This is a genomic window from Superficieibacter sp. BNK-5 (assembly GCF_047456055.1).
In the GTDB taxonomy this organism is placed as follows: Bacteria; Pseudomonadota; Gammaproteobacteria; order Enterobacterales; family Enterobacteriaceae; genus Superficieibacter.
In genome coordinates this window covers 1,258,919-1,277,233 of sequence record NZ_CP179893.1, presented here as the reverse complement: position 1 = coordinate 1,277,233, position 18,315 = coordinate 1,258,919, and the positions used below count along the sequence as shown (strand labels likewise).

The 18,315-nt window shown below is 52.0% G+C and carries 15 protein-coding genes and 1 pseudogene; 4 read left to right on the top strand and 12 right to left on the bottom strand.

Annotated features, from left to right (window positions below; genetic code table 11):
* Nucleotides 1-28: 28 nt before the first annotated feature.
* From ACMGGS_RS06135 to glnA, 4 genes are all read right to left on the bottom strand, one after another.
* Nucleotides 29-151 (bottom strand): YshB family small membrane protein, encoded by a 123-nt coding sequence (locus ACMGGS_RS06135; RefSeq protein WP_139156240.1) that lies wholly within the window; start codon nt 149-151, stop codon nt 29-31.
* A 111-nt stretch (nt 152-262) separates the two neighbouring features.
* Nucleotides 263-1,672: a nitrogen regulation protein NR(I) gene (glnG, locus tag ACMGGS_RS06130; protein WP_176919582.1), complete on the bottom strand. Its 1,410-nt coding sequence runs from the start codon at nt 1,670-1,672 to the stop codon at nt 263-265.
* A 12-nt stretch (nt 1,673-1,684) separates the two neighbouring features.
* Complete coding sequence (gene glnL / locus ACMGGS_RS06125) at nt 1,685-2,734, bottom strand: nitrogen regulation protein NR(II) (RefSeq protein WP_414165424.1); 1,050 nt, start codon at nt 2,732-2,734, stop codon at nt 1,685-1,687.
* A gap of 136 nt (nt 2,735-2,870) precedes the next feature.
* On the bottom strand, nt 2,871-4,280 hold the full coding sequence (gene glnA, locus ACMGGS_RS06120) for a glutamate--ammonia ligase (RefSeq protein WP_176919584.1): 1,410 nt from the start codon (nt 4,278-4,280) through the stop codon (nt 2,871-2,873).
* A 379-nt stretch (nt 4,281-4,659) separates the two neighbouring features.
* Between glnA and typA the strand changes: the two genes are divergently transcribed.
* Entirely contained in the window at nt 4,660-6,483 is a 1,824-nt protein-coding gene (gene typA, locus ACMGGS_RS06115; RefSeq protein WP_103676764.1) for a ribosome-dependent GTPase TypA, read from the top strand.
* An 86-nt stretch (nt 6,484-6,569) separates the two neighbouring features.
* On the opposite strand, the gene ACMGGS_RS06110 is transcribed toward typA, so the two are convergent.
* From ACMGGS_RS06110 to araD, 6 genes and pseudogenes are all read right to left on the bottom strand, one after another.
* Nucleotides 6,570-7,454: a sulfite exporter TauE/SafE family protein gene (locus ACMGGS_RS06110; RefSeq protein WP_414165423.1), complete on the bottom strand. Its 885-nt coding sequence runs from the start codon at nt 7,452-7,454 to the stop codon at nt 6,570-6,572.
* Nucleotides 7,455-7,463: 9 nt separating this feature from the next.
* On the bottom strand, nt 7,464-8,285 hold the full coding sequence (locus tag ACMGGS_RS06105) for an SDR family NAD(P)-dependent oxidoreductase (RefSeq protein ID WP_414165422.1): 822 nt from the start codon (nt 8,283-8,285) through the stop codon (nt 7,464-7,466).
* On the bottom strand, nt 8,233-9,120 hold the full coding sequence (locus tag ACMGGS_RS06100) for an SMP-30/gluconolactonase/LRE family protein (RefSeq protein ID WP_414165421.1): 888 nt from the start codon (nt 9,118-9,120) through the stop codon (nt 8,233-8,235). Before ACMGGS_RS06100 ends, ACMGGS_RS06105 begins: the two co-directional genes overlap by 53 nt.
* Entirely contained in the window at nt 9,113-9,997 is an 885-nt protein-coding gene (locus tag ACMGGS_RS06095; RefSeq protein WP_414165420.1) for an aldose 1-epimerase, read from the bottom strand. The genes ACMGGS_RS06100 and ACMGGS_RS06095 overlap by 8 nt, the downstream gene beginning before the upstream one ends.
* A gap of 1 nt (nt 9,998) precedes the next feature.
* Complete coding sequence (locus ACMGGS_RS06090; protein ID WP_414165419.1) at nt 9,999-10,790, bottom strand: HpcH/HpaI aldolase family protein; 792 nt, start codon at nt 10,788-10,790, stop codon at nt 9,999-10,001.
* 8 nt (nt 10,791-10,798) lie between these two features.
* A pseudogene (araD, locus tag ACMGGS_RS06085) lies at nt 10,799-12,550 on the bottom strand (L-arabinonate dehydratase).
* Between the two features lie 214 nt (nt 12,551-12,764).
* Here araD and ACMGGS_RS06080 point away from each other — a divergent pair.
* Nucleotides 12,765-14,492 (top strand): solute:sodium symporter family transporter, encoded by a 1,728-nt coding sequence (locus tag ACMGGS_RS06080; protein ID WP_414165418.1) that lies wholly within the window; start codon nt 12,765-12,767, stop codon nt 14,490-14,492.
* A complete protein-coding gene (locus tag ACMGGS_RS06075) occupies nt 14,468-15,496 on the top strand; it encodes a LacI family DNA-binding transcriptional regulator (protein WP_414165417.1) in 1,029 nt (342 codons plus the stop codon). Before ACMGGS_RS06080 ends, ACMGGS_RS06075 begins: the two co-directional genes overlap by 25 nt.
* An 11-nt stretch (nt 15,497-15,507) precedes the next feature.
* Here the strand turns inward: ACMGGS_RS06075 and ACMGGS_RS06070 are convergent, their stop codons facing one another.
* Complete coding sequence (locus ACMGGS_RS06070; RefSeq protein ID WP_414165416.1) at nt 15,508-16,296, bottom strand: DeoR/GlpR family DNA-binding transcription regulator; 789 nt, start codon at nt 16,294-16,296, stop codon at nt 15,508-15,510.
* A 39-nt stretch (nt 16,297-16,335) separates the two neighbouring features.
* Nucleotides 16,336-17,235, bottom strand: coding sequence for a sugar kinase (locus ACMGGS_RS06065; protein ID WP_414165415.1), 900 nt, complete (start codon nt 17,233-17,235; stop codon nt 16,336-16,338).
* A 173-nt stretch (nt 17,236-17,408) separates the two neighbouring features.
* Here ACMGGS_RS06065 and yihU point away from each other — a divergent pair, with 173 nt between their 5' ends.
* A complete protein-coding gene (yihU, locus tag ACMGGS_RS06060) occupies nt 17,409-18,305 on the top strand; it encodes a sulfolactaldehyde 3-reductase (protein WP_414165414.1) in 897 nt (298 codons plus the stop codon).
* Nucleotides 18,306-18,315 lie beyond the last annotated feature (10 nt).

Genomic DNA, 18,315 nt, shown 5'->3' with positions numbered 1-18,315 from the left:
CAAAAGCAAAGAGGAAGGCGTTCGGAAATTAACTTAAGAAATTCACCAGCGCCGCGCACAGTACCGCCGCAATCGCCGTTTGGGGCGAATGGCTTGCCGCTGCGCCAGCTTCGACGCTGCCCGACACAATATGAATTAATGATTCCAGCATGATGGCTCTCCCGTGTTACCGGGTCAGATCATACTCAACTCATCGACACAGTAAAGTACAAAAATGCAGCAATTTGCGCTATATGATCCATTTTTACACAACGCCGGGCCGCTATTCCATGCCCAGCTCTTTCAGCTTGCGGGTCAGGGTATTCCGTCCCCAGCCGAGCAGCCGCGCCGCTTCCTGTTTATGCCCCTGCGTATGGCGCAGCGCGGTAGTTAACAGCGTGCGCTCCAGTTCAGGCTGCGCTTCGGAGAGCAGGTCCTGATGCCCGGAACGCAGGGCGCGATCGGCCCACTGCGCCAGCAAGGTTGCCCAGCTATCCGGATGCGTTTGCGACGGGCTATCCGGAACGCTGGTTTCAAAGAGTTCACCCGGTAGATCCTGAATCAGCACCTCCTGCCCGGCGGCCATGACCGTCAGCCAGCGACAGGTATTCTCCAGCTGGCGCACGTTACCCTGCCAGGCCAGCCGCGTAAGCGCGGCTTCCGTTTCCGGGTGAAGCTGTTTGGTCTCAACCCCCAGTTCGCGCGCGGCGACCTGAAGGAAGTGACGCGCCAGACGTGGAATATCTTCCCGCCGCTCGCGTAGCGGCGGCAGATGCACGCGGATCACGTTCAGACGGTGAAACAGGTCCTCACGAAATTTCCCCTCCTGCACGCGCAGCTCCAGATTCTGATGGGTAGCCGCGATAATCCGCACGTCCACTTTGACCGGCGCGTAGCCGCCGACCCGGTAAAACTGACCGTCCGCCAGCACACGTAACAGTCGGGTCTGCACGTCCAGCGGCATGTCGCCGATTTCATCAAGAAACAGCGTCCCGCCGTCCGCCTGTTCAAAGCGCCCCTGACGAATGGTATTCGCGCCGGTAAACGCGCCTTTTTCATGCCCGAACAGTTCGGACTCGATCAAATCTTTCGGGATCGCCGCCATATTCAGCGCGATAAACGGCGCTTTTGCCCTCGGACTATGGCGATGCAGGGCATGTGCTACCAGCTCTTTCCCGGTCCCCGATTCGCCGTTAATCAGCACGCTTATTGATGACCGGGAAAGGCGGCCGATAATACGAAACACATCCTGCATCGCCGGCGCTTCGCCGATAATATCGGTCGTCGGGCCGTTCACCTGCACGTTACGCGGCTGCTGTTGTTCCTGATAATGGCTGATAGCGCGCTCGACCAGCGCCACCGCTTCGTCAATATCAAAGGGTTTGGGCAGGTAATCAAACGCGCCCTGCTGGTAGGCGCTCACCGCGGCGTCCAGATCGGAATGCGCTGTCATTATGATGACCGGAAGCATCGGGTGGCGCTGTTTAATTTGTTTTAACAGCGCCAGGCCGTCCATGCCCGGCATGCGGATGTCGGAAAGCAGGACGTCCGGCGTTTTAGTGGCCAGCGCATCCAGCACTTCGCTGCCGCTTTCATACGTGATGCAGCTCAATCCGGCACCGGTCAGCGCGCGTTCAAGCACCCAACGGATGGAGCTATCGTCATCGACTACCCAGACTATCCCTCGTTGCATAAACTCACGCCTCTATTTTTTGATGGGCAGGAACACCGAAAACTCGGTATGACCCGGCCAACTGGTAAATTCAATTTTTCCACAATGCTGGTCGATCAGACTACGGGCGATGGATAAACCCAGCCCCGTTCCCCCTTCGCGCCCGCTGACCATCGGATAAAACAGCGTGTCCTGAAGATGCGAAGGAATGCCGGGACCGTTATCCTCAATATCAATCCGCGCGGCAAGACGGTAGCGCACGCCGTGTAGCGTCAACTGAAAAGCCGTACGCGTGCGCAGGATAATTTCACCGCCTTCTGGTCCCAGCGCCTGTAATGCATTGCGTACCACGTTTAGTAGCACCTGCTCTATCTGGTCAGGATCGTGTGGTAACTCCGGCAGGCTGGGATCGTAATCGCGTACCAGCTTGACGTTATCCGGCAGTTCCATTGAGACCAGCTTCACCACGCGCTCGGCGACTTTGTGAATACTTTCAGTGACGTGTAACCCTGGCTGCTGCGGTCCCAGCAGGCGATCCACCAGATTACGCAGGCGGTCGGCCTGCTCAATAATCACTTTGGTATACTCCGTGAGCGACGGATCGGGCAGCGCTTTACTCAGTAATTGCGCCGCGCCGCGCAGCCCTCCCAGCGGGTTTTTAATCTCATGGGCCAATCCACGGACCAGATCGCGGGCGGCGACCTGCTGCGCATGCTGTAGCTGCTCCTGGCTCAGACGGCGCTGGTTATCCATCGGTGCCATCTCCAGCAGGATCATGCCGTCCGGCAGACGCTGGGCTGTCAGCGAAAGAATATGCGAGCGCCCGTCGATAACCAGCGTGACTTCGTTATCGGTAAACCCTTGCCCGGCGCGCAGACTTTCCTGCATCAACCCGACATTGAGGGAGAAATAGCTCAACAGCTCCGGCAATGGTGTACCGAATAATTTACGCGAGCTTTGCGCCAGCAGCTGCTGCGCCGCCGGATTGGCGTAATGGACCGCCAGGTCGTCATCGACCAGCAGGATACTGTTAATTAATGAGTTGAGGATCTGCCCAGCATCGGGTAGCACGCCGGTTGCCATGTAGCAGTCTCCTTAGTGTGCACCAAATGAGTGCAGTATAAGCGTAAGTGGATGAAACAGGCGGTTTTAGTGGAGAAAAAAGCCCATCTGGAGATGGGCTAAAAATTTCCACGGCAACTAACAAATAAGCGTCAGATTACACGCTGTAGTACAGCTCAAATTCTACCGGGTGCGGCGTCATGCGCACACGGTCGTTTTCTTCACGGCGCAGCGCGATATACGCATCGATCGCTTCGTCGGTGAACACGCCACCTGCGGTCAGGAACTCGCGGTCCAGATCCAGTTCGTTGAGGGCTTCTTCCAGAGAGCCGGCAACCTGTGGGATCTCTTTCGCTTCTTCCGGCGGCAGGTCGTACAGGTTTTTGTCCATGGCTTCGCCAGGGTGGATCTTGTTCTTAATACCGTCAAGACCCGCCATCAGCAGGGCTGCAAAGCACAGGTACGGGTTAGCAGCCGGGTCCGGGAAGCGCACTTCGATACGACGTGCTTTCGGAGAGGCAACGACCGGAATACGGATAGAAGCTGAACGGTTACGCGCAGAATAAGCCAGCATAACCGGTGCTTCATAGCCCGGGACCAGACGCTTATAGGAGTTGGTCGTCGGGTTGGACAGGGCGTTGATAGCTTTCGCGTGTTTAATTACACCACCGATGTAGAACAGCGCCTGCTCGGACAGACCGGCATATTTGTCGCCAGAGAACAGGTTGGTGCCGTTTTTGGACAGCGACATGTGGCAGTGCATACCGGAACCGTTATCGCCGAACATCGGTTTTGGCATAAAGGTCGCGGTTTTACCGAAACGATGTGCGACGTTATGCACAACGTATTTGTAGATCTGAATCTCGTCCGCTTTCTTGGTCATGGTGTTAAAACGGGTGGCGATTTCGTTCTGACCAGCGGTAGCCACTTCGTGGTGATGCGCTTCAACCACCAGACCCATCTCTTCCATGATCAAACACATGGTAGAGCGGATATCCTGAGAGGAATCCACAGGCGGAACCGGGAAATAGCCGCCTTTCACTGCCGGACGGTGGCCTTTGTTGCCGCCTTCGTATTTGGTAGTGGAGTTCCAGGCACCTTCGATATCATCGATAGCAACATGGGAACCGGAAATGGACGCGCCAAAACGTACATCGTCAAACAGGAAGAACTCAGGTTCTGGCCCGAACAGGACGGTATCGGCAATGCCGGTAGAGCGCAGGTATTCTTCAGCGCGTTTCGCGATGGAACGCGGGTCGCGGTCATAGCCTTGTAGTGTGCCTGGCTCCAGGATATCGCAGCGAATAATCAGGGTAGATTCTTCGTAGAACGGATCAATGAGTGCGGTTGAGGAATCCGGCATCAGCACCATGTCTGATTCGTTAATGCCTTTCCAGCCACCAATCGAGGAGCCATCAAACATTTTGCCTTCTTCAAAGAATTCGGCGTCAACCTGATGCGCAGGAATCGTGACGTGCTGTTCTTTACCTTTGGTATCGGTGAAGCGCAGATCGACAAACTTCACTTCATGTTCATTCAGCATCGTCAAAACGTGTTCAGCGGACATACTTTAACTCTCCCCGGATTCGGTCATTGTCGTCGTGGTAACGAAGTATTCAAAACAGCCTGTCTGGCGTTATCGTGTTAAAAAAGATAAAGCGAAATCTGTGCCAACTTTCAAATACCCCCAAAAAGGCGCTATCATGCGCACCATAGTGCAAAAGGGCTGCACCATTAACGTCACGCTGCACCAGTATAGTGCTTCTATGTAAACATCAAGCACCATATTGGTGCAATTTGCGTTAAGGTGCCCTGATTTCGCTTCGTGAAAGCGATCACAAACAAACTCTGCAATACTTGTTTGCGGAGGATCTTTGTGATCCTGTTTTGTAGTGCGATTAATCCGTGTACAATAACGCGCTATTTCTAATGCCTGAGGCAAAGTTGTGATCGAAAATTTGCGTAACATCGCCATCATTGCTCACGTTGACCATGGTAAAACGACCCTGGTTGACAAGCTGCTCCAACAATCTGGTACTTTCGGTGAGCGTGCCGAAACTCAAGAGCGTGTGATGGACTCCAACGATTTGGAGAAAGAGCGTGGGATTACCATCCTCGCTAAAAACACCGCTATCAAATGGAATGACTACCGTATCAACATCGTTGATACCCCGGGGCACGCCGACTTCGGTGGTGAAGTTGAGCGCGTCATGTCCATGGTAGACTCCGTGCTGCTGGTCGTTGATGCAATGGATGGTCCGATGCCGCAGACGCGCTTCGTGACCAAAAAAGCCTTTGCTCATGGCCTGAAGCCTATTGTTGTTATCAACAAAGTTGACCGTCCGGGCGCGCGTCCTGACTGGGTTGTCGATCAGGTATTTGACCTGTTCGTTAACCTCGACGCCACCGACGAGCAGCTGGACTTCCCTATCGTTTACGCGTCAGCGCTGAACGGTATCGCCGGTCTGGATCACGAAGATATGGCTGAAGATATGACGCCGCTGTATCAGACCATCGTTGATCGCGTACCGGCACCGAACGTTGACCTTGATGGTCCGCTGCAGATGCAGATCTCTCAGCTGGATTACAACAACTACGTTGGCGTAATCGGCATCGGTCGTATCAAGCGCGGTAAAGTGAAGCCGAACCAGCAGATCACTATCATTGATAGCGAAGGCAAAACCCGTAACGGTAAAGTCGGTAAAGTGCTGACCCACCTGGGTCTGGAACGTATCGAAAGCGACGTTGCAGAAGCAGGCGACATCATCGCGATCACCGGTCTGGGCGAACTGAACATCTCCGACACCATCTGCGATCCGCAGAATGTCGAAGCGCTGCCAGCGCTGTCCGTAGATGAACCGACCGTTACCATGTTCTTCTGCGTTAACACCTCTCCGTTCTGCGGTAAAGAAGGTAAGTACGTTACCTCTCGTCAGATCCTTGACCGCCTGAACAAAGAGCTGGTGCACAACGTGGCACTGCGCGTTGAAGAAACCGAAGATGCTGATGCATTCCGCGTTTCTGGCCGTGGTGAACTGCACTTGTCTGTGCTGATTGAAAACATGCGTCGTGAAGGTTTCGAGATGGCGGTTTCCCGTCCGAAAGTTATCTTCCGCGAAATCGATGGCCGTAAGCAAGAGCCGTTCGAAAACGTAACGCTGGACGTCGAAGAGCAGCATCAGGGTTCTGTCATGCAGGCACTGGGCGAGCGTAAAGGCGACCTGAAAAACATGAATCCAGACGGCAAAGGCCGCGTACGTCTCGACTACGTGATCCCAAGCCGTGGTCTGATCGGCTTCCGTTCAGAATTCATGACCATGACCTCCGGTACCGGTCTGCTGTACTCCACCTTCAGCCACTACGATGACGTTCGTGCGGGTGATGTTGGCCAGCGTCAGAACGGCGTACTGATCTCCAACGGTCAGGGTAAAGCGGTTGCGTTTGCGCTGTTCGGTTTGCAGGATCGCGGCAAGCTGTTCCTGGGTCACGGTGCAGAAGTGTATGAAGGCCAGATCATCGGCATTCACAGCCGTTCTAACGACCTGACAGTAAACTGCCTGACCGGTAAGAAACTGACCAACATGCGTGCTTCCGGTACTGACGAAGCCACGACGCTGGTTCCGGCACAGAAAATGACCCTGGAGCAAGCTCTGGAGTTCATCGATGACGACGAACTGGTAGAGGTTACGCCGGTTTCCGTACGTATTCGTAAACGTCACCTGACGGAAAACGATCGTAAACGTGCGAACCGTGGTCCGAAAGAAGCGTAATTAACGTCACCTGACGTCAAAAGTGATAAATAAAAGCCGCTGATTATTCAGCGGCTTTTTTATGTCTGAGATAATTACAATGTCGATTACTGTGCTCTTGCCGCTTCATCCGCTGCGCGGATAGCTGCAACTTTCTTGCCGAATAGTAATTGCATAATGATCAATATAGTGAATACCGGCAATAATGCGCTCAGGGCAGAAATTCCCGTAGCCCCTTTAATCAACATGGCACCAGAGGCGATAAGCAGTAAAAAAACCATAATTCGAAACACTTTGACGGAAATTCGCTTGTGAACATATTGCCCGACAATGGAGCCTAAGATCATGGTAGGCACGCAAAATATCACTAGTTTTACCGTAGATATCGTGAGTATCCCACTGGTCGCAAGCCCACCGATGATGGCGATGTTATTCGCCGTAAAAAAAGCATTTAGCGTACCGCGAAATGCGGCGGGCGCGAGGTTACGTAACATTCCGTACATTACTACCGGCGGTCCATTCGTTGAGAATGCAGCCCCAAGCGCTCCTGCAATTGCGCCCATCGGTGCGGCAATCCAGCGGTGATCGTATATAGGCAGGCGAGGTATGAACAGGCTATAGAATGAGTACAGAATAATAAAACCGCCCAGACCTATTTTCATAATATGGTCGGGTAAAAATGACAGCGCATAAAGGCCGACGGGGATCCCGGCAAACGAAAAAAGAATGAGAACCAGTGCTGATTTCCAGTCCGTTTCCTTGCGCGATAACCACGTAGCGTACAGGGCGGTAGCAGTACCAACCATAACCGACATTGGCGCAGCCATCTTAAGTGGCAATACCATGGTAATCAGCGGCATGGACGTTAGACCGCCGCCAAATCCCGCGCAGATGCCAACGAAGGTGTAGAGAAACATAACGGCAATGACGATAAGCATCGCTGTGGTATCAAGCGCTGCGCCGTCAGGCGTAAAGAGATTAAAGAATTCCATGGAGCATCCTTAATTAACCGATAGCCCGGCATCGACAATAAAGTTCTGACCGGTACAGCCACATGATTCCCCTGAACCGAGGAACAGCGCCATTCGGGCGCAATGGGTTCCATCCAGCCGTACTTTTAACGCCTGCAGATCCATAAATTGATTCACGGCGGACGGATCGAGTTTGGCCCACATAGCTTCTTGCTTAGCGGTTTTTATTGCCCCAGGGACCAGACTGTTAACCCGAATACCTCGTGGTCCCAGCTCCTGGCAGAGTGTACGGGTAAAGCCGTGAATGGCCGCCTTTGATAGCGAATAACATACGCGCCCCGGACGACCACGCATCCAGTTGATTGAGCCCATATTAATAATGCTACCTTCGCCTTTCGTAGTCATGCCAGGAATAACGGCCTGAATCGCAAATAGCTGGTGGCGCAAGTTCACGTTAATCCGATTATTAAAATATTCTTCGCTTAAGTCATCAATGTTATGATGGTCGTCACTTCCTGCGTTATTAATAAGAATATCAACAGCCCCTAATTCCTGCTCAATAGTTAAAAAACAGTTTTTGAGTTGTGGAATATCGGTGACATCGCAAAACAGAAAGCGGCAATTAAGCTCTTTGGCAAGTTTTTCACCCGCTGGCCGATCGTAATCTAAAAAAGCGACTTTTGCGCCCTGATTAACATAGGCGCGCACCAGTTCTTCACCGATGCCGCTGGCACCGCCTGTAATCGCAACGATTTTATTTTTGAGGGAGTGATAAGAAACATATTGGCTATAATTCATTTTATTGATCCTTATTTGGTTGTTCTTTAAATCGTGGTTTAGAAAACCCTGCAACGGTAACCGGCAGCGTAAAAATGGCTCCTGACAGAGGGCGCATGGCAATCTCATCCGCCGTCATATTTTCTCGGGTGGTGGTAATGAATAATGTTTTCATATCGTCACCGCCAAAACACACCATCGTCGGGCAACGAACAGGGAGCGAATGTTCTTCCAGTAGCTTTCCCCGGGGAGAAAAGCGGGCAATACGAAAGCCATCGAATAAGGCGCTCCAGTAGCAACCTTCACTATCCATTGCCGCGCCATCAGGACGACCGTTGCCCTGAGGGAACGTCTTCCATTTCTGGCGCAGTCCTGGTTCGCCGCAGATGTCGAGGGGCGTTTTGTAAATCGTGTAATTAGGCGTATCGCTGGTATACATCCAGCGATTATCTGGAGAAAACGCCAGTCCGTTAGCGCCCAGAATGTCACTTTGTACCACTGAAACCTTCAGGTTGTTGTCTACGCGGACGAGCAGTGCACCGTTATAATCACGCGGCCCCCAGTAGGTTCCCGCCCAAAAGCGACCGAGTGGATCGGTGCCGCCATCGTTAAATCGGGCCAGTTGAGGATTGTTGGGGTTGTCGCACACTTTCTTCACCAGCGTCCCGTCTACATCCGTTAGCCAGATACCGGAGCGCATAGCGACAATAAAACCACCATCATGGCGCAGGGCAAAACAGCCGACTTCCTCAGGAAAGGAAAGTATTTCGTGGCGTCGGGTGATTAAGTGAAAGCTATGGATCTGTTTCTGGAGAATATCTGTCCAGAATAGCGTCTGGCTGTCAGCATCCCAGGTCGGGCATTCCGGAAGTTCGCCCTGATAATCAAATAATACCGAGAGATTATTCATCGTCCGACATCCTTATCGTCATGCCAAGACATATAGAATCGCCAGCTGCGACGATATCCATCGCACGCTTATCCTGGCCACAAGGAAATAAATTAATGGCATTGTTAATATGGCTGACCGGTTCAATTGCAACGACATTGCGTTCTGCGCCAGGAATAAAAAGCACGGCGCATTCGGTATCGTGGCAGGTCAGGGTCGCGCGGATATTTTTTTGCGGCCAGCGGACCGTTGCTTCGCCAGACCAGCCGCAAAAACAATTGTCGACTGAACCAGCAACAGGCGCACGGAAAGACGAATAATTCCATTCGGGCGGCGTCGCCAGCTCGTCAACCGGAAGACTCTCATCGTTATTGATCCATACGCGAGGAGCTGAAAAAAATAGCTCACAGGCATCTGCCTGAGCGAAGAAGGGATGAAATCCCAGTCCTGCTGGTACGGCTTCCCCCGCAAGATTGTGGTAACAAAGGGTGACTGACAAACGCTCTTGTGTGGCATCAAATGTCTGAACGCCTCGCCACGGCCATGGCCAGCCGGGGGACGCTGGCATATCCAGCGTCAGGACAATCCGACAATCGCTCTCTTCTGCGACTGACCAGGGTGATAACCAGCCCTGACCGTGAATGGCGTGAGGATGATCGCCGAAATTTTTTGCCACCTGCCGCGCTTTTCCGGCAAAGAAGAAACGTCCATCAGCAATACGGTTAAACCAGGGAATTAAGGGATAGCTGGCGCACTGGTTAGCGCGTTGTTCGCCATGAGGATCGCGCGGCCTGAGAATGTCATGTCCCTTCCAGCGCAGACTGGCAAGCGCTCCGCCCAGTTCAGGCGCTACGGTGAAGGTAAGCGTACCCAGGGTGCGCTCAATAAGCCGGGTCATATCAATAGACCTCGCCGCCACGAATCTGTACGTCTTCTCCACGAATAGCGCCCAATTGCTCTTTTGCGCGGGAGATCAAAAAACTCATATCGGACGCCAGTGCCACAAATGTAAAGCCCATTTGCTGGTAGCGGTTCACCAGTTCAGGATTACCGCCAACGATCCCGCATGGCTTACCGAGCTGCTTACAGGCATCCAGGCCGCGTTTTATCATGGCCTGCACGTCAGGATGCGAAGGGTTACCCGGATGGCCCATCGAAGAGGATAAATCACCGGGACCGATGAAGAAGCCGGTTATCCCCTCGATTTCAGCCATCGCTCCGACGTTAGCAATGGCTTCAGGTGTTTCGAGCTGTAAAATCAGGCATAGCGCTTCACGAGCTTCTCTGACGAATTCCGCATTACCTCCCCAGCCCGATGCCCGATGCATGGCGGCAAAACCACGCTTACCATAAGGAGGATAGTAAGCGGACTCCACGGCTTTACGCGCATCCTCAACCGTATTAATAAATGGGATCATTAATGACATCGCTCCACCATCAAGCGCGCGCTTGAGCAGTACCACTTCGTTCCCCGCCAGACGGTAAAGGGGCGTCGTCAGTGGATTAACGCTGCGAATCGCGCGATCGATTCGAATTGCTTCCAGCGTATCGACGGCGACATGCTCTTGATCCAGTACCAAAAAATCGAATCCAACCGTAGCCATTGCCTCCGCGACAGTATCGCTGCCGGTCATCATCCATGTACCCAGCATCCGCTGGCCTGCCAGAATAGCTTGCTTAAAATTATTCATTTTTCACCTTAAAAAATGGGAGGTTCAGGAACGTCGCTGCCGGACTGGAGGAAGTCGAAATCACACCCTTCATCAGCCTGCGTAACGTGTTGTTGATATAGTGCGGCCCAGGAACGGCCAAAAACGGGATGCTGGGGTTGTAGTGCGGACCGGCGGCGCTTTAATTCAGCGTCATCTACCTGCATATTGAGCGTACCGGCCTCAATATTCAGTTCAATGATATCGCCGGTTTGTACCAGTGCGAGGGGACCACCAACGGCTGCCTCCGGCGCGACATGCAGAATACAGGTACCATAGTGGGTGCCGGACATTCGGGCATCGGAAATGCGCACCATATCCGTCACACCCTGCTGTAACAGTTATTTAGGAATAGGCAGATTCCCCCATTCGGGCATTCCCGGCCCGCCCACCGGCCCTGCATTGCGCAGGACAATCACGGTATCTTTAGTTACATTCAGATCCGGATCGTCAATGGCGTCAGACAGCGCCTGATGGTTATCAAATACCAGCGCTGGCCCCTGGTGCCGGTGAAATTGAGGGCTGGCGGCGGAGGATTTCATCACGGCACCATTCGGGCAAAGGTTGCCGTGTAAAACGGTCAATGCGCAGCCCTGTGAAAGCGGGATCACCGGATTATCTATGTCACGAATAATGTCATCGTCGAAACATCGCGCGCTTTCGATCCAGTCGCTGACGGGCGTATTGAGTACGCCACGCGCATTGAGATGTAAAAAGCCGGAGAGCTTTTTCATTTGCGCCATCAGGCCGCCGGCAAAGAAGAAATCGTCCATAAGCGCCCGGCCGGAAGGAAAAAGATTTGCCAGTACCGGTATTTTGCGGGCAATGGCTTCCATTTCTTTCAGCGTGAGTGAAATAGAGGCGCGGTTAGCCATCGCGATAAGATGAATTGCGGCATTGGTTGAACCACCGAGTGACATGTAAGCGATAACGCCGTTAATCACATTTTCTTTTGTCAGCCAACGGGACGGCTTATGGTCATACCACACCATATCAACAATGGTGTGGCCGCACTGTGCCGCCATCTGCGGGTGACGACAATCCGCCGCCGGAATGGAACTGGCGCCGGGGAGGGTAAAACCCATGGCGTCGGCAATAGAGGTCATCGTGGATGCTGTACCCATGGTATTGCAGGTACCGATTGACCTTGTCATCGCGCCCTCAAGTTCAATCCAGTCATGTTGTGTGATGGCACCCAGCCGTAGCTGATCCCAGTATTTTTTCGTGTGTGTACCTGCGCCAGTTACCTGACCGTGCCATTTGCCGGTAGTCATCGGTCCTGCCGGGCAGAAAAGAGTGGGGATATCCATAGAGAGTGCGCCCATCAACAGGGCAGGCGTGGATTTATCGCAACCGCCAAGCAAAACCACACCATCAATTGGATGCTGGCGTAACAACTCTTCAGTCTCCATAGCGAGAAAATTACGATAGAGCATGGTGGTGGGTTTCACCATGACTTCACCCATCGACAGGGCGGGTAATTCCACCGGGAATCCGCCTGCGGCCCAAACGCCGCGTTTTACCGCTTCTGCCCGTTCACGCAAATGTGAATGGCAGGCGCTCATATCACTCCAGGTGTTGATGATGCCGATAACCGGTTTGCCTAAGAACTCTTCGCGCGCAAATCCCATTTGCTGGGTACGTTGACGGTGGGCAAATGCCCGGATGGTCTGTGGGGCATACCAGCGCTGGCTTCGTAGCTCCGTGATATCTCGCCGTGTTAAGCATTCCTTATTAAACATAACTGTAAATCCTGTATTGAACATGCTTTTACAGTAATATCGTAGCGCTACGATATTCAAGGGGGGAGAAACACGTTATGTGATCTGATGCACATTTCTCACATCATCAGTGTGGTTTTTGTTTGCGACGTCAAGTTTCAGAGTGACATGGCCTTATCACAGCATATATCCAGTGACATAGTACGCCTTGCCAATTTTTTAGAAGGTTTATGATATGGAAATGCTATTTTCTATTGGGACGTTTTTCCTTTTCCTTGTTTTCGTAGCGCTATATTCCTATCGGAAAACAAAGGGGGTTTCTGAATCTGGTGTAGTGGGTTTTTTTCTGGCAGGAAGAGGATTGAGCGGTTATTTTATCGCCGGATCGCTCCTGCTTTCTAACTTGTCTGCCGAGCAACTGGTCGGACTAAACGGCAACGCTTACCGCTTCGACATCAGCGGACTGGCATGGGAAAGTACCGCCGCGATTGCGACGGTTATGATGGCTCTCTTTTTTCTACCGCGTTTTTTGCAACGAGGCATTACCACTCTGCCGCAATTTCTTGAAGAGCGCTTCGATAGCAGCACCCGGCGAATCGTCAGCATTATGCTGTTGGTGGGATATGCGGTGATGGCTAATCCCTGTAGTCTTTATCTTGGCGCGATCACCATGAATGAAATGTTCGATTTTCAGCAGATACTGCACTTTTCTGACTGGGGAGCGATTGGGACGCTCTCACTGGTGATGGGGATTACCGGGGGGTTGTATGCCACATTAGGTGGCCTGAAAGCCGTAGCGATTTCAGATACCATCAGTGGGCTTATTCTGTTAGTTGCCGCTATGCTGGTGCCTGTGCTGGGACTTTTTGCGCTTGGAAAGGGCTCTTTTTTGGCCGGTGGCACTATCTTACTGGAACATCCGGAGCAGTTAAATGCGATAGGATCGTCAACCTCCTCCGTGCCATTTAGTACTATTTTCACCGGTATGCTATGTGCAAATATGTTTTACTGGTGCACCAATCAGATGATTATCCAGCGGACACTGGGTGCCAAATCGCTTGCAGAAAGTCAAAAGGGCGTATTACTGGCAGGCGGTATAAAGCTGTTGGTGCCGCTGGGAATGGTTTTACCCGGTCTGATTGCTTTCAATATGTTTGGCCCTGTCTTCCCCCATGTCGATTATGCCTATCCTGCGTTAGTGAAAGCCGTAGTTCCCTGGTGGCTGATCGGTATGTTCGCCGCCGCCATCTTTGGTACGGTCATTAGCCATTTCAATTCGGTGGTCAACTCTGGCGCAACGCTGTTTGTTATTGATTTATACGCGCCTCTGACCGGCTGCAAGGACGAAAAAAAGCTGGTGCGGACAGGTAAGATGGTATCAGTGGCAATATCCCTCATTTCTGTGGTGATCGCTCCGTTGCTGTTATGGAGCCCGAATGGCATCTTTGACTTAATGCGGCGTTTTACTGGTTTTTATAATATCCCCATTATTGCAATTGTTTTGGTAGGGTTTTTAACTCGCACAGTACCGGCGCTGGCCGCAAAATGGGTACTGGCTTTTCATATTGTTGCTTATGGTTTGTATACTTTTGCCGGGCTGGATGCGTGGATCCCGTTTCATTTCATTCACGTCATGGGCATTCTGTTTGTTATTGAAGTGGCAATGATGCTACTAATTGGCTTATGGCAACCTTCGAACAGCCGACCTGTCGCTCATCACGCTCCCGATATACCTATGGAAAAATGGCGATATGCAGCGCCAGCAAGTGTTATTATGATGGCGGCTTTGATCAGTATATTTATCACATTGTCTCCGCTGGCGCTGGCGTCCAGAGAGGGTATTACTGACAGGTTTTACCTTCTGTTAGCGCTGATTTGGCTCGGTGCCGTGGTACTGATCGTCAGGTTAGTTCGTGGTTATCACCAGAAGGGAGAGGAATGCGCCAGAGGTCACGCCAAATAGTAAAACTTGATGATGTTGCACAGCAGGCCGGGGTATCCCCCTCTACGGTATCCCTGTATATCCGCCAGCCAGACCGCGTTTCGGCAAAAACGGGTAAAAAAATCCAGACAGCAATTGACGATTTAGGGTATGTCCATAACAAGATTGCCAGCCAGTTTACCGGGGGGCAAAGCTGTAATATGGCGGTCGTGTTGCCTTCACTGGCTAATGTCACCTTCAGCCATGTTATTCAACGTATAGAATCTACCGTAAGCGAACACGGTTTCCAGTTGTCGATAGCCTCCCACGATCATTGTCTGGATAAAGAAGAAGAGCAAATACGGGCCATTCTACAGTGGTCCCCTGCCGTTATTGCCATCGCCGGGGCCGATCATAAACCTGCGACGCTTAAAATGTTACAGAACAGCGGCGTACCCGTTGTTCAAATGTGGCAGGTCGATGGCAGCGTTTTTAGCGCCCAGGTCGGTAATAATCAGGATCATATTGGTTATACGGCTGCGCGTTATTTGCTGGATACAGGATGTTCGCATCTGGCCTATTTTACGACGCGTTTTCACGACGACATTCGCGCTCGTATTCGCTACGCAGGGTTTTGTCGTGCGCTTGAAGAAGCAGGAAAGAAAGCGTTGCTGGTGGACATCCCGCAAACAGAAAATATCTGGCAGGCGAGCCGTGAAATTCTTATCAAGACGCTGGTGAAAGCGCGTGAAATTGACGGCATTTTTTGTACCAGCGATTCCATTGCTACAGCTTTACTGATGGAAACACAGGCGAGAGGGATCACCGTACCCGACCAACTGAGTATTTTGGGCTTTGGCGATTTTCCCTCCAGCGCCTGGCTGGCACCCGTTTCCTTATCCAGTGTGAACTGGAATGCGAATAAAATTGCAGAAAAAACGGCGGAAATGATGCTCAAAATGAGCCAGGACAAGCAGTATCCTGGTGAAATTATTGATGTGGGCTTTGAGATCATGCCGCGAGGAAGTACACGCTTGCCGTTTTAACGAAGCCTCCTTCAGGAGGCTTCCTCTTCTGCAATCACCAGTTCGACTTTTTCCTGTTCCAGAAGCTGATTAAATGTGGCTGGCGGTTGTATATCAGTAAAAAAAGCTTTTACCTTACGCGCATTGCCGATGGAAACGGCCGCTGAAGCATGAAATTTGGTATGGTCGGCAACCAGTAGTGTATGGCGGGAATGTGCCATCATGGTTCTGGCTATGGTCGCCTCATTAACATCAAACTCCAGTAGCGTGCCGTCGTTTTCAATTGCGCCGATGCTGGTGATTAAATAGTCTGCTCTGAATCCTTCAACAAAACTGACCGCTGCCGGACCCACAATACCGCCGTTGTGCGCACGCAGGGTACCGCCTGGCACCATGACTTCAATATCCTGATTCTTATAGAGAATCTGAGCTACCCGCAAACTGTTAGTAATAATACGCAGATCGCGCCGCCCTGCCAGCGCTCTGGCGACAGCTTCCACGGTCGTCCCAATGGTAATAAACACCGTACAGCGTTCGGGCAGATAGTCGGCAATGGCCTCAGCCATTGCCCTTTTTTCATGCGTTAAAGATAACTCGCGCTGCTCAAAGGACGTGTTCATTATGCTGGATACGCGGCCAGCGCCACCATGGTGGCGAGTGATAAGGCCCTGCTCGCTTAATTTACGAATATCACGGCGCACGGTTTGCGTTGAAACATCAAGTAACTGCGCCAGATCATCAATATTCATATACCCGCGCTCAGCAATATACTGAACGAGCTGATCGTGTCGCGGATTACCGGTCAGTTCGATAACGCTCATGATCTCTCCTGTTATTTTCCGTAAATTATCGCCCCAGATTTACCTGTAACGTGACAAAAATGACTCGGTTTGCTCACTATCAGGAATACCTGCACGTCCGCCAGGTTGAGTGCATTTAAGGGCAGCAACGGCACTGGCGAAGCGAATAGCGCGATCTTGCGGCATTTTTTTGGCAAGCGCAAAGGCTATTGCACCGTGGAAGACGTCACCTGCGCCGGTGGTGTCAACGACATCGACAGAAAAGGCAGGCAAATGACACAAACGATCATGACTAAGCCAGTATGAACCTTCACTTCCCTGCGTCACATAGACCTGTGCATCGGTACAAGATGCGGCGCTTTTAAGCTGTGCCAGAGTATCATCATTTCGTCCCGTCATCTTTTGCAACCCCGGGGCCGAGAAAACGGCATGGCTGGCGAGCGCTACCAGTGGCGTGATGTCCTGCGGTGTCATGTCAGCATCCAGCAAAGTAGACACGTTTACGGCGCGAGCCAGCTTAAATGCTTTTAACGTGCCGTCATGCCAGCGTACATCGGCCAGCACCATGTCATATTGCGAAAAATCAATTGTTTCAAGCCATTGTGCGTCGTCCGGTAAATCCGGGCTTGGATAATTGATAATTATTCTTTCGCCCTGCTTATCGACTAAAATGGCCGACTGTGATGAACGCGCCTCCGGATACTGGCGACAGTATTGCGTATTCACACCCCACGACTGAAGCTCTGCCAATAAGGCAGTACCGCAGCTGTCATCGCCAACACGCCCGATAAAATCGACCTCGCCGCCCAGCCGGGCAATAGCGACCGCAGCCGTTGCTGCCGGGCCGCCGCCCACCTCGATATAGCGTTCTGACTGATACTTTCCTCCCCCTTCAGGAAGCGCATTGATGGCGTAAATCCGATCCTGAACAGCAATTCCCACACAGGCGATTTTGGTCATATCCGTCTATTCCTCTTGTATTTGTCATCTTGTGCTCATTTTAATGACACAAATGATCTGATTAGTGATCTGTGTCGAGTTTTTAACCTTAAATTACAAATATGCTCAAAAACAGACGGAAATGATTTTTGATGTGTAACTTTATAGCCATCCAGATGATGCAGGAGACAGTCATGACAACTATCGCTTTTCTTGGCCTTGGTCAAATGGGAAGCCCTATGGCCAGTAACTTACTTTTGAAAGGCCATCAACTGCATGTTTTCGATGTGAGTGCCGATGCCGTCAATCGGCTTGTCGATAAAGGTGCAGTAGCGGCTAAAACACCGGGCGAAGCGGCCGCAAAAGCAGACATTGTTATTACCATGCTGCCCAACGGAGACATTGTTCGTCAGGCGCTCATGGGTGAAAACGGCGTAACTGAAACCCTTTCTCCGGCGGCGCTGGTGATTGATATGTCCACCATCCATCCCTTACAGACCGATGCGTTGATCGATGAAATGCAGCAAAAAGGCTTTGCCATGATGGATGCCCCGGTCGGCAGAACGTCTGATAACGCAAAAGACGGCACCTTGCTGATTCTGGCGGGCGGAACTCCCGAACAGGTTGAGCGTGCGCGGTCAGTATTGATGTGCATGGGTTCGGAACTGGTTGAGGCGGGCGGCCCAGGTATGGGGATCCGCGTGAAGCTGATTAATAACTATATGAGCATTGCGCTGAACGCGCTTTCTGGCGAAGCCGCTGTACTGTGCGAGTCGCTTGGCCTGGATTTGGCGGTGGCGATCAACGTTATGAGCGGCACGGCGGCGGGGAAAGGTCATTTCACCACCTCCTGGCCGGGCAAGGTGCTGAAGGGCGATGTCTCACCCGCCTTTATGGTTGATCTGGCACTGAAAGATCTACGTATCGCGGTTGATGTTGCACAGCAAACAGGTGTTCCACTGGGTATGGGGCAGGTTGCAGAAACCTATTACCAGTCAGCCAGTAACAGTGGACGTGGCCGACAGGACTGGAGCGCATTATTACTCGACATGCGTCAGCAGGCCGGTCTGGTTGAAACCGTAAATAAGTAAATAGTGACAG